Here is a 12079-nt window from a genome sequence, read left to right on the forward strand (position 1 = left end):
CAAACGGACCGCGCACGCGGCGCGGTCCTCCTATTGTATTACTGGCAGGCTTCGCATTCCTCGAAACCGTCGTCTCCCGGACGCAGGTAGCAGGCGGCGCCGTCTTCCTCGGCGGCGGCAGGAGCCGCCGCGACCGGGGCCGCAGCCGCCAAGGCGCTGGCAGAGGCGCCGCCGTCCACGGCCACCGCGTTCAGCGCGCCGGTCTTGGAGGTCGATTTCTCCATGTGGGTCGCAGCGATGGTGCGCAGGTAGTAGGTGGTCTTCAGGCCGCGCAGCCAGGCCAGCTTGTAGGTCTCGTCCAGCTTCTTGCCCGACGCGCCGGCCATGTAGATGTTCAGCGACTGGGCCTGGTCGATCCACTTCTGGCGGCGGGAAGCCGCTTCCACCAGCCAGCTCGGCGAGACTTCAAACGCGGTGGCGTAGATGTCGCGCAGGTCTTGCGGCACGCGGTCGATCTTCACCAGCGAGCCGTCGAAGTATTTCAGGTCGGCGATCATGACCTCGTCCCACAGGCCGCGCGCCTTCAGGTCGCGCACCAGGTAGGAGTTGATCTCGGTGAACTCGCCCGACAGGTTGGACTTCACGTACAGGTTCTGGAAGGTCGGTTCGATGCAGGCCGACACGCCGATAATGTTCGAAATGGTGGCGGTAGGAGCGATCGCCACGCAGTTCGAGTTGCGCATGCCGAACTTGGCGATGCGCTCGCGCACCGGGGTCCAGTCCATGGCGGCCGAGCGGTCCTGCTCCAGGTAGCCGGCGCCGCGCTCTTCGGCCAGCAGCGCGATCGAGTCCTGCGGCAGGATGCCGCGGTCCCACAGCGAGCCCTTGTAGGACTCGTAGTGGCCGCGCTCTTCGGCCAGCTCGGTCGAGGCCAGGTAGGCGTAGTAGCACACCGCTTCCATCGAGGTGTCGGCGAAGCTCACGCATTCCTGCGACGAGAACGGCACGCGCATCATGTGCAGGCAGTCCTGGAAGCCCATCACGCCCAGGCCGACCGGACGGTGGCGCATATTGGCGTTGCGGGCCTTGTCGACCGCGTAGTAGTTGATGTCGATCACGTTGTCCAGCATGCGCATGGCGGTGCGGATGGTCTTCTGCAGCTTCACGTGGTCCAGCTTGCCCTCTTTCATATGGGCCGGCAGGTTGACGGAGCCGAGGTTGCAGACGGCGATCTCGTCCGGGCCGGTGTTCAGCGTGATCTCGGTGCACAGGTTGGACGAGTGCACCACGCCCACGTGCGACTGCGGCGAGCGGATGTTGCACGGGTCCTTGAAGGTGATCCAGGGGTGGCCGGTTTCAAACAGCATGGACAGCATCTTGCGCCACAGGTCCAGCGCGGCGATCTTCTTGAACACGCGCATTTCGCCGGCGGCGGCCTTGGCTTCGTAGCCCAGGTAGGCCTGCTCGAAGGCCTTGCCCACTTTGTCGTGCAGGTCCGGCGCTTCGGACGGCGAGAACAGCGTCCACTCGCCCTTTTCCATCACGCGCTTCATGAACATGTCCGGAATCCAGTTGGCGGTGTTCATGTCGTGGGTGCGGCGGCGGTCGTCGCCGGTGTTCTTGCGCAGGTCGAGGAATTCCTCGATGTCCATGTGCCAGGTTTCCAGGTAGGCGCACACCGCGCCCTTGCGCTTGCCGCCCTGGTTGACCGCCACGGCGGTGTCGTTCACCACTTTCAGGAAGGGCACCACGCCCTGCGATTTGCCGTTGGTGCCCTTGATGTGGGCGCCCAGCGCGCGCACCGGGGTCCAGTCGTTGCCCAGGCCGCCGGCGAACTTGGCCAGCAGCGCGTTTTCCTTGATCGCGTCGTAGATGCCTTCCAGGTCGTCCGACACGGTGGTCAGGTAGCACGACGACAGCTGCGAGCGCAAGGTGCCCGAGTTGAACAGGGTCGGGGTGGACGACATGAAGTCGAAGGTCGACAGCAGGTTGTAGAACTCGATGGCGCGCGCTTCGCGGTTCTCTTCGCGCAGCGCCAGGCCCATGGCCACGCGCATGTAGAAGGCCTGCGGCATCTCGATGCGCACGTCGCGCACGTGCAGGAAGTAGCGGTCGTACAGGGTCTGCAGGCCGATGTAGCCGAACTGCAGGTCGCGGTCGGCCACCAGGGCCTTGGCCAGCTTGGCCAGGTCGAACTTGGCCAGCTCGGGGTCCAGCAGCTCGTTTGCTATGCCCTTGGCGATGTATTGCGGGAAGTAGGTCAGGTATTCGGCGGCGGCCTTGGCCTGCGCCACTTCATGGCCGAACACTTCCTTGCGGATGGTGTGCAGCAGGATGCGGGCGGTGACCTGCGAGTAGGCCGGGTCTTTTTCCATCAGCGCGCGGGCGGCCAGGATGGCGGACTTGTGCAGTTCCTCGACCGGCACGCCGTCGTACAGGTTCTTCACGGTCTCGGCCAGGATGGCGTCCGAGTCGACGTGCTTTTCCAGGCCGGAGCAGGCGGCGGCGATCAGGTCGCGCACTTCCTGCATCACCAGCGGACGGCGGGCGCCGTTTTCGGTCACGCTCAGCTGCGGCTCGGCGGCGGCGGCGGCGCCCTGCGATTCCTTCTTCAGGCGGCGTTCCTCCATGTGCTTGGCGCGGTACAGCACGTAGGCGCGCGCCACGTCGTGCTGGCCCGAGCGCATCAGCGCCAGTTCCACCTGGTCCTGCACGTCTTCGATATGGAAGGTGCCGCCGGACGGCTGGCGGCGCACCAGCGCGCTCACCACGCCGTTGGTCAACTCCTCGACGATCTCACGCACACTGGCGGACGCGGCGCTCTGGCCGCCGTGCACGGCCAGGAAAGCCTTGGTCATGGCGACATTGATCTTGGACGGTTCGAACGCCACCACCGCGCCGTTGCGGCGGATGATGCGGTAATCGCCCAGGGCGCTGGCAGCCGTGGCCAGGCCGCTGACTGCGCCCGCCGATGCCGGCGCTTGTGGCGCCGGATTGTTGGTGATGTCTTGAGTTGATTGCATTGAAGCTCCCGGTTTAGCAGCGTGCTGCGCGCATGTTTTGTGAGAATAAAGTTCGTCGATTGCCCTAAAGCATCTTTGAACGATTGCCAAGTTTTTTTACTACATCTAGTGAACTGGTCAAATTGTGCCACTAATTGTAGTGAGCCCGTGGGGTCTAGACAAGGGGGAAATTTGGCTTTGGAGCACGAAATTTCTGTTGACTTTTAGGGACGCCCCGCCGTTCAGGCCGTAGCGGGTTAGCGGGCGCTCACCGACCACGCGGCGGCGCCTGGCACCAGCCGCGCCCGCCCCGGGCGCCGCGCCTGCGGCACTGGCGTAAACGCAACATTGCCGCTTCATCCAGACCCGTCCGGGCTGGCAAAAACCCGGCGGGCCAGCATTATAGTCTAAAGCCCGTCCGGCTCCTGGATGTTCAATTTTTGCATCTGGTAGCGCAGCTGGCGGAAGCTGATGCCCAGCAGGCTGGCGGCCTGGGTGCGGTTGTACTGGGTCTGCGCCAGCGCGCGCATGATGATGTCGCGCTCGACCTGGGCCAGGTAGTCCGGCAGATTGCTCGGCAGCGCATCCGGCGCCAGCGCGCCCGGGGCGTAGGCCGGCGCCGCGGCCGGCAGCGGCTGGTAGCCCGACGGCGCGGACGCCGCCGTCCCCGGCGCGCCCTCCTCGCGGCGCAGCTCGGCCGGCGGCGGCACATAGCCGGGCGGCATGTCGCCGGCGCGCCCGCCCTTGAGGGCCAGGTCGCGCACCTCGATCACGCCGTCGTTGGCAAAGGCCAGCGCGCGCTCGAGGATATTCTCCAGCTCGCGCACATTGCCCGGGAAGGCATAGCCGCGCAGCGCCTCCAGCACGCCCGGCCCCAGCACCACGCGCTGCTCGAAGGTGCCCAGCCGCGCCAGGATGGCGTCGGTCAGCACGCCCAGGTCGTCCGGGCGCTCGCGCAGCGGCGGCAGGCTCAGCTCGATCACATTGAGCCGGTAGAACAAATCCTGCCGGAACGCGCCGCGCTCGACCAGCTGCTCCAGGTTCTTGTGGGTGGCGCTGATGATGCGCACGTCCACCGGCTCCTCGGCCGTGGCGCCTATCTTGCGCACGCGCCGCTCCTGGATGGCGCGCAGCAGCTTGACCTGCATGGCCAGCGGCAGGTCGGCCACCTCGTCCAGCATCAGCGTGCCGCCGTTGGCGGCCTGGAAAAAGCCGTCGCGCTCGTCGGCCGCGCCGGTGAACGCGCCCTTGCGGTAGCCGAAGAACTCGGCCTCCATCAGCGCCTCGGGGATGGCGCCGCAGTTGACGGCGATAAACGGCTGGCCCGCGCGCGAGCTTTGCGCGTGGATCTCGCGCGCCGCCAGCTCCTTGCCGCTGCCGGACTCGCCGTTGATGGCGATCGGCGCCATCGAGCGCGCCAGCCGCGCGATCTGCGCGCGCAGCGCCTGGATCACGGCCGAATCGCCCTTGAGCCGGCTGGCCGGCGGCTGGCCGGCCGCGCCCGGCCCCGCGCCCTCGCCCGTCCCGGCCGCGCCGGCCGGCGCGTTCAGCCGCAGCGCCGACTGCACCATCACGCGCAGCTGGTCCAGCGCCACCGGCTTGCTGATGTAGTCGAAGGCGCCCGCCTTCAGCGCCACCACCGCGTTGTCGGCGCTGCCGTAGGCGGTCACCACGGCGATCGGCGTGTTGCGGCAGCTGGCCGACACCTCGCGCACCAGCTCCAGCCCCAGACCGTCGGGCAGGCGCATATCGGTCAGCACCAGGGCGTAGCCGGCGCCGCCGCCGGCCTGCGCCAGGTAGCCGCGCGCCTGCGCCAGGTTTTCCGCGCTGTCCACGTCCAGCCCCATCTTGAGCAGCGTGATTTCCAGCAGCTCGCGCAGGTCGGCTTCATCGTCGACGACCAGCACGCGCGGGGAACTGCGGGGTGCACTCATGGTGTCCTTCTTATATAGTGTGGTGGTGGCGGTCCGGGCCGGCTCAGGCGCCCGGGCGCGCAAACGTGATCACGAAACGGCCGCTGGACTTGCGGCTGCCGTCGGCCTGCGCCGCCGTGTCGAAGCGGTATTCGTAGTCCAGCATGGCTTCGTTATTCAAGCACAATTCGCGCGCCAGATACAGGCCCAGGCCGGTGCCCTTGCTGGACGTGGTGTAGAAGGGCTCGAACAGGTGCAGCCGCACCTCGGGCGTGATGCCGGGGCCGTCGTCCTGCACGTGCAGCTCCAGGCCCGGGCTGCGGCCCTTGCCGCCCACCACGAACAGGCGGATGCTGGCCGGCCCGCCGCTGGCGTAGCGCACCGCGTTGTTGAGCAGGTTCAGCAGCACCTCGCGCAGGTGCAGCGCGTCGAAGCGCACCTGGCCGCCCTCGCCGGCCCCGCCCGCGCGCGCCGCCAGCGCCTCCACGTCCAGCTGCACGATGCCGGGCGCCAGCGCGTGCGTGTCCTGGAACTCGGCCGCCAGCTCGGCCAGGAAGCCGGCCAGCGCCAGCGGCTCGCTGTGCGGCTGCGCCTTGCGCGACAGCTGCAGGATGTCCTCCACCATGCGGTTCACGCGCGCCACATTGTCGCCCACGATCTTGAGCAGGCGCGTGTGCACCGGCCCGTCCAGGTCTTCGCTCAGCAGCGCCGTGGCGTGGCCGATGGCCGACAACGGGTTGCGCACCTCGTGCGCGATGCTGGCCGTGAGCCGCCCCATCGAGGCCAGCTTCAGGTCCTGGGCCTGGTTCTCGATGGCCGTCACGTCCTGCAGGAAGATCACGCTGCGCTCCACGCCCAGGCCCTCGGTCTCGACCGGCGCGAAGCGCACCTTCAAATGCGCCGCCAGGTCGCGCCGCGCGCTCCAGGCCGCCGTCACCTCCTGCAGCGCCGGGTCGGTGTAGGGCTTGATGGTCAGGAAGGCCGTGGCCAGCGCCGGGTCGGCCAGCCAGTCGCGGTAGGCGCGCGCCAGCGGCGCCAGCGCCGGCAGCGCGTCCAGCGGGAAGGCGCTGTCGCCGGCCAGGCCCAGCATCTGCTGCGCGGCCGGATTGCCGGCGTACACCTGGCCGTCCGTGCCCAGCACCACGATGCCGTCGCTCATATGCGCCATCACCAGCCGGTTGACCGACTGCTGCACGCCGATCTCCACGCCGCGCCGCGCCGCCAGCTCCTCCTGCCCGATCAGCTTGGCGGCCATGCGGTTCACCACCAGCACCGCCGCCAGCAGGGCCGCGCCGAACAGGCCGGCCTGCAGCAAGGTGCTGTCGGCGTCGAGCACGGCGATCTGCCACAGCGCCGCGCCCAGCATGAACAGCGCCACCAGCGAGGCGGCAAACAGCGCCAGCACCAGCGGCGCCAGGATGGCCAGGCCGGCCAGCGGGAACAGGTAGAGGATGGCCAGGCCGCTGCGCGCGCCGCCGGCCCCCAGGTAGAGCAGCGAGATCAGCGCCAGGTCGCAGGCGATCTGCAGCAGCAGCTGGCCCAGGAAGCGGCGCCGCAGCTTGGCCGTGAGCACGGCGAAGCCCAGCGCCAGCGCCAGGTAGGCGGCGCAGGCCTGGGCATAGAAATACGGCGCCTGGCCGCGCAGGCCGCGGCTGTCCACGCTCAGGTAGGCCAGCAGCACCAGCGCGATCACCACGCGGGTGGCGTTCAGGGTTTGCAGCGAGCGCCAGAAGGTGTCGCGCGAGGCCGCCGTCAGCGCTTGCAGGCGCGCCGTCACGTCAGGACGCCGGCTGCTCGGCGTGCGCCTGGCTGCAGAAGTCGCGCCCGCCGCGCCGCACCGCTTCCGAGGCCGGGAAGAAGATGCCGCAGTGCGCGCAGCTGAGCATGGTTTCCGCCTCGGCCACCGCGCGCGCGCGCGCCTGGGCCTGGGGCGAGGCGCCCTGGCGGGCGCGCGCCTCGGCTTCGGCCAGCTCGGCGGCGCGGCGCGCGGCCTCGCGCGCGTCGGCCTGCGGCTGCTGGGCGCGCGCGGCCGCGCGCAGCTTGCTGCGGATCGCCGCCACCACCAGGAATATCAGCGCCAGCCAGAACAGAATACGTGTCATGCCAATCCTCGATGCAAAACCACTTCCAGTACGAAACGGCTGCCGACATAGGCCAGCAGCAGGGTGGCGAAACCCGCCAGGGTGAAACTGAGCGCCGTCTTGCCGCGCCAGCCGCGGAAGTGGCGCCCGGCCAGCAGCGCCGCGAACAGCAGCCAGGACAGCAAGGTGAACACCGACTTGTGGTCCCACTTGAGCGCCTTGCCGAACAGCTCCTCGGAAAACACGATGCCCGACAGCACGGTCAGGCTGAGCAGCACGAAGCCGAAGCCTATCATGCGGAACAGCAGTTTTTCCATGGTCAGCAGGGCCGGCAGCTGGTCCAGCGCGGCCGACAGGAAGCCGCTGCGCTCGCCGCGCGTGTGCAGGCGCGACTCCTGCAGCGCCATCAGCACCGCGTGGAAGGCGGCGATGGTCAAGGTGGCGTAGGCCAGCGTGGCGATGGCGATATGCCAGCCCAGCATGCGCGCGTTGCCGTCCAGCGCCACCAGCGCGCCGGGGAACACGGCCTGCAGCGCCGCCGCCAGCGCCGCGTTGGGCATGACGATGCGGCGCAGGCCGTCGAGCGCGAAGTTGCGGTTTTCCAGCCAGTAGGCGCCCACCGAAATCCACAGCGCGGCCGACAGCATGGCGGCAAAGCCGATGCGCAGCGAGCCCGGCGCGGCCACCGCCAGCCACAGGCTGGCGCCGTGCAGCAGCCAGGCCGCCGCCGTGACGGCCGAAATCAGCCCGGCCCGGCGCGGCGGCAGGACGGCACACACAATATAGAGCAGCGCGGCTGCGATCAAAAAATAAGTCTGCATGGGGGATAAGTTTACACTATGCCGCGCCGGCGGGCGGGCCGGCAGGTTGGCGGGTTACGCGCTGTGCGCTAACCCGCCCTACGATCCGCGCCACCGATGGCGACCCCGTAGGGCGGGTTAGCGGCGGAGCCGCGTAACCCGCCGCAGCGCCGCCACTAATCCACCGCCGCCATGCGCAGCTCGTCGTGGTGGTGGCGCTGCTGCTCCTCCATCACCAGCTGGCCCAGCTCGCGCTTGAGCGCGTTGAACTCCGGCGCGGCCGGGTCGCGCCCGCGCGGCAGCTCGACCAGCAGGTCGCGCTTGACGGTGCCGGGCCGGTAGGTCATGACCACGATGCGGTCCGCCATATAGATGGCCTCCTCGATGCTGTGCGTGACGAAAATAATCGTCTTCTTCAGCTCGGACCAGATGCGCAGCAGCTCGTCCTGCAGATTGCGCCGCGTGAGCGCGTCCAGCGCGCCGAAGGGCTCGTCCATCAGCATGATGGGCGAATCGAGCGCCAGCACGCGCGCGATCGCCACCCGCTGCCGCATGCCGCCCGACAAATCCTTGGGAAAGCGGTTGCGGAAGTCGCTCAGCGACAGCATGGCCAGCAGGCGCGCCACCGTGGCCTCGATCTCGGCCTTGGGCTGGCCCTTGATCTGCAGGCCGAAGGCGATATTGTCGGCCACCGTCATCCACGGAAACAGCGCGTACTCCTGGAACACCATGCCGCGCTCCGGCCCCGGCGCCTCCACCTGCTGGCCGCCGGCCACGATGCGGCCGCTGGTGGGCGGCGCGAAGCCGGCCACCGCGTTCAGCAGCGTCGACTTGCCGCAGCCGGACGGCCCCAGCAGGCAGACGAACTGGCCCTGCGGAATGTCCAGGTTGATGTCCTGCAGCGCCACCACGTCGCGCTCGGCGGTCTTGAAGACCTTGCCCACCTGCTCGATTACGATATGTGCCATCAGTGCTCCAGTCCCCGGTGCCAGCGCAGCAGGTAATTGTTGAGGCGGTTCATGCCGACGTCGATGGCCAGGCCCAGCAGGCCGATGCTGATCATGCCGGCGATAATCTTATCGGACCAAAAATACTCGCGCGCCTCCAGGATGCGGAAGCCCAGGCCGTTGTTGACCGCGATCATCTCCGACACGATCACCACGATGAAGGCGGTGCCGATGCCGATGCGCACGCCCGACAGGATATACGGCACGGCGGCCGGCAGCATCACCCGCACAAACATGGTGGTGCCGGACGCGCCCAGGTTGCGCGCCGCCCGGATATAGATGCTGTCGACCTGGCGCACGCCGGCGATGGTGTTCATCAGCACCGGGAAGAAGGCGCCCAGCGCGATCAGGAACACGGCCGGCGGATTGCCCAGCCCGAACCACAGGATGGACAGCGGGATGTAGGCGATGGGCGGTATCGGCCGCAGCAGCTGCACCAGGGGATTGAGCCAGGCGTAGACGCGCGCGCTGGCCCCCATCGACAGCCCCAGCGGCAGGGCCAGCCCGGCGCCGATGACGAAGCCCACCACCACCCGGTACATGCTGCCCATGGCGTCGTGTATCAGCTCGCCCGAAAAGGCCCACGCCAGCCAGCTGCCCTGGTCCGCCGCGTAGGGCTGCAGCGGCAGCAGGTAGGCGATCCACTTCTCCACCACCGCCAGCGGCGAGGGCAGCACCTGCGGGTTCACCCAGCCCAGCACCGCCACCGCCTGCCACACGGCGATCACCACCGCCGGCACGACCAGGCCCACGCCCACCTCGCGCCACGCGGTCTTGAAAGAGAGCCCCATAGCGCCTCCTTATTTGACGTTCAGGCTTTTCTTGGCCGCGTCCAGCAGGTCGGTCTTGACCCAGTCCCTGGCCACCGGCGGCTTGGCCATCTTGCCCACGCCGGTTTTCACCATCACGTCGGTGGTGGTCTGGATATGCTCGGGCGTGATGTCATAGGAATACGGCGAATTGCTGATCGCGTCCTGGAAGTCGTCGCTGGTGATCTGGCCCTTGAACACCACCTCGCGCACGTATTTCTCCGCCACGGCCGGCTGGTCGATAAAGGTCTTGGTGGCCTCGACGAAGCAGCGCATGAACTTCTCGGCCAGCGGCCGCTTCTCTTTATAGAACTTCTCCGTCATCACCATGGTGCGGATGGGTTCGCCGATCGGCGTGTCGTAGGGCTTGATGATCTCGTTGCCGAAGCCCTTGTTGAGCGCCTGCGAGGACTGCGGCTCGGACTGCATCATGGCGTCGATATTCTTGCCCAGCAGGGCCTGGTTCAGATCGGCGTAGGCCAGGAACACCAGCTGCACGTCCTTGCCCGGCTGGTCGGACACGGTCAGGCCGGCCTGCTGCAGCTCGGCCAGCAGCAGTACCTCCTGGATGCCGCCGCGCGTCACGCCCACCTTCTTGCCCTTCAGGTCCTTGACCGTCTTGAGCTTCAGGTCGGCCCGTCCCACCAGGCGCGCGCCGCCCTTGGCGAAGCCGGCCACCACCACGATGGGCGCGCCGCCGGCCCGGCCGGAAATGGCCGCCTCGGACGCCGTGGTGCCCACGTCCAGCTCGCCGGCGATAATGGCCTGCATCACGTCCAGGCCCTTGGCGAACATATGCTCCTCGACCTTGATGCCGCACTTGGGCGCAATCTCTTTTATATAGGAGACGGCGCCGTAATGCGCAAACTTCAGGTTCCCCAGCCGCACGATTTCCGGCCCCTGCGCCTGCGCCTGGACCGAACCGGAAAACACCACCGCCGCCAACACACTGCCGATCAGTTTCAGTTTCATGCCGTCTCCTCTATTTAAAGGTGTGCGTCCATCATACCAAGCGTTCGTGTGCTTCAAGCAAGAATATAAAAAAATCAGTGCCGCCGCGCCATGCGCCGCGGCCCCCGGCGGCCGCGGCGCCGGCGCCGCCATAAGGTAGAATGGCGGTTTCGTCGCATTCACGTAGGCACAACATGCTAGACAATCTGACTCAGCGCCTTGCCAAGGTCGTCAAGACCATGCGCGGCGAGGCGCGCCTGACCGAAGCCAACACCGCCGAGATGCTGCGCGAAGTGCGCATGGCGCTGCTCGAGGCCGACGTCGCCCTGCCGGCCGTGCGCGACTTCATCGCCAAGGTCAAGGAAAAAGCCCTGGGCGAGGAAGTCATTTCCTCGCTGTCGCCGGGCCAGGCCCTGGTGGGCGTGGTGCAGCGCGAGCTGGCCGCCCTGATGGGCGCGGACCTCGGCCCGGAAGCGTCGCAGCTGTCGTTCGCCCAGCAGCCGCCCGCCATCATCCTGATGGCCGGCCTGCAGGGTGTGGGTAAAACCACCACCGTCGGCAAGCTGGCCAAATACCTGAAGGAAGAAAAGAAGAAGAAAGTGCTGACCGTCTCGGCCGACGTCTACCGTCCCGCCGCGATCGCCCAGCTGCAATCGGTGACCGGCCAGGTCGGCGCCGACTTCTTCCCGTCCACCGCGCAGGACAAGCCGGTCGACATCGCGCTGGCCGCGCTGGACTGGGCCAAGAAGCACTACCACGACGTGCTGATCATCGACACCGCCGGCCGCCTCGGCATCGACGAAGAGATGATGAAGGAAATCGCCGCCGTGCACGCGGCGGTCAAGCCGATCGAAACCCTGTTCGTGGTCGACGCCATGCTGGGCCAGGACGCCATCAACACCGCCAAGGCCTTCAACGACGCGCTGCCGCTGACCGGCATCGTGCTGACCAAGCTGGACGGCGACTCGCGCGGCGGCGCCGCGCTGTCGGTGCGCCACGTGACGGGCAAGCCGATCAAGTTCGCCGGCGTCTCCGAAAAGCTGGACGGCCTGGAGCCGTTCGACGCGGCCCGCATGGCCAGCCGCGTGCTGGGCATGGGCGACATCATGGCCCTGGTGGAAGAAGCGCGCAAAGGCGTGGACGCCAAGGCGGCGGCCGACCTGGCCGCGAAAGTGAAATCCGGCGGCAAGTTCGACATGAACGACTTCAAGGCGCAGCTGGGCCAGATGAAGAAAATGGGCGGCATGGCCAGCCTGGTCGACAAGCTGCCGGCCCAGTTCCAGCAGGCCGCCGGCGGCGCCAATATGGACCAGGCGGACAAGCAGGTGCGCCGCATGGTCGGCATTATCGACTCCATGACGCCGGGCGAACGCGCCAAGCCGGAGCTGATCAAAGCCACCCGCAAGCGCCGCATCGCGGCCGGCGCCGGCGTGCAGGTGCAGGAAGTGAACCGCATGCTGAACCAGTTCGAGCAGATGCAGACCATGATGAAAAAGCTGTCCGGCGGCGGCATGATGAAGATGATGCGCTCCATGAAAGGCATGATGCCGGGCCTGCGCTAAGCGCCTCTCCCCGA

Annotated in this window: 9 protein-coding genes; 1 reads left to right on the forward strand and 8 read right to left on the reverse strand. The window is 67.8% G+C overall.

Translation table 11 applies throughout. The features are described from left to right. Window positions 1-38 precede the first annotated feature (38 nt). The 8 genes from KT882_RS27755 to KT882_RS27790 form a co-directional block, all read right to left on the reverse strand. Window positions 39-2963, reverse strand: a complete 2925-nt coding sequence (locus tag KT882_RS27755; RefSeq protein WP_161073870.1) for a ribonucleoside-diphosphate reductase subunit alpha — start codon at window positions 2961-2963, stop codon at window positions 39-41. Between the two features lie 386 nt (window positions 2964-3349). Beyond that, window positions 3350-4876, reverse strand: coding sequence for a sigma-54-dependent transcriptional regulator (locus KT882_RS27760; RefSeq protein ID WP_161073871.1), 1527 nt, complete (start codon window positions 4874-4876; stop codon window positions 3350-3352). Window positions 4877-4919: 43 nt separating this feature from the next. After that, on the reverse strand, window positions 4920-6632 hold the full coding sequence (locus KT882_RS27765) for a sensor histidine kinase (protein ID WP_161073872.1): 1713 nt from the start codon (window positions 6630-6632) through the stop codon (window positions 4920-4922). Between the two features lies 1 nt (window position 6633). Next, window positions 6634-6957: a PP0621 family protein gene (locus KT882_RS27770; protein WP_228893836.1), complete on the reverse strand. Its 324-nt coding sequence runs from the start codon at window positions 6955-6957 to the stop codon at window positions 6634-6636. Next, window positions 6954-7757, reverse strand: coding sequence for a cytochrome C assembly family protein (locus KT882_RS27775; RefSeq protein WP_161072754.1), 804 nt, complete (start codon window positions 7755-7757; stop codon window positions 6954-6956). The genes KT882_RS27770 and KT882_RS27775 overlap by 4 nt, the downstream gene beginning before the upstream one ends. Window positions 7758-7912: 155 nt before the next feature. Continuing rightward, entirely contained in the window at window positions 7913-8704 is a 792-nt protein-coding gene (locus KT882_RS27780) for an ABC transporter ATP-binding protein (RefSeq protein ID WP_161072755.1), read from the reverse strand. Then, the gene (locus tag KT882_RS27785; RefSeq protein WP_161072756.1) at window positions 8704-9534 is read right to left on the reverse strand and encodes an ABC transporter permease; all 831 of its coding nucleotides are present in this window, start codon (window positions 9532-9534) and stop codon (window positions 8704-8706) included. The genes KT882_RS27780 and KT882_RS27785 overlap by 1 nt, the downstream gene beginning before the upstream one ends. 9 nt (window positions 9535-9543) lie before the next feature. After that, window positions 9544-10524, reverse strand: coding sequence for an ABC transporter substrate-binding protein (locus KT882_RS27790; RefSeq protein ID WP_161072757.1), 981 nt, complete (start codon window positions 10522-10524; stop codon window positions 9544-9546). A gap of 173 nt (window positions 10525-10697) precedes the next feature. On the opposite strand from KT882_RS27790, the gene ffh reads away from it, so the two are divergent. Continuing rightward, entirely contained in the window at window positions 10698-12065 is a 1368-nt protein-coding gene (ffh, locus tag KT882_RS27795; protein WP_161072758.1) for a signal recognition particle protein, read from the forward strand. Window positions 12066-12079 lie beyond the last annotated feature (14 nt).

It is taken from the genome of Pseudoduganella aquatica, assembly GCF_020865585.1.
GTDB classification, from domain to species: Bacteria; Pseudomonadota; Gammaproteobacteria; order Burkholderiales; family Burkholderiaceae_D; genus Rugamonas; species Rugamonas aquatica_A.

Bases quoted from the DNA above. Each gene is read 5' to 3' on its own strand.
- KT882_RS27770 (WP_228893836.1), bottom strand. From the start codon at position 6,957: ATGACACGTATTCTGTTCTGGCTGGCGCTGATATTCCTGGTGGTGGCG.
- KT882_RS27780 (WP_161072755.1), bottom strand. From the start codon at position 8,704: ATGGCACATATCGTAATCGAGCAGGTGGGCAAGGTCTTCAAGACCGCC.
- KT882_RS27785 (WP_161072756.1), bottom strand. From the start codon at position 9,534: ATGGGGCTCTCTTTCAAGACCGCGTGGCGCGAGGTGGGCGTGGGCCTG.
- KT882_RS27790 (WP_161072757.1), bottom strand. From the start codon at position 10,524: ATGAAACTGAAACTGATCGGCAGTGTGTTGGCGGCGGTGGTGTTTTCC.
- KT882_RS27755 (WP_161073870.1), bottom strand. From the start codon at position 2,963: ATGCAATCAACTCAAGACATCACCAACAATCCGGCGCCACAAGCGCCG.
- KT882_RS27760 (WP_161073871.1), bottom strand. From the start codon at position 4,876: ATGAGTGCACCCCGCAGTTCCCCGCGCGTGCTGGTCGTCGACGATGAA.
- ffh (WP_161072758.1), top strand. From the start codon at position 10,698: ATGCTAGACAATCTGACTCAGCGCCTTGCCAAGGTCGTCAAGACCATG.
- KT882_RS27775 (WP_161072754.1), bottom strand. From the start codon at position 7,757: ATGCAGACTTATTTTTTGATCGCAGCCGCGCTGCTCTATATTGTGTGT.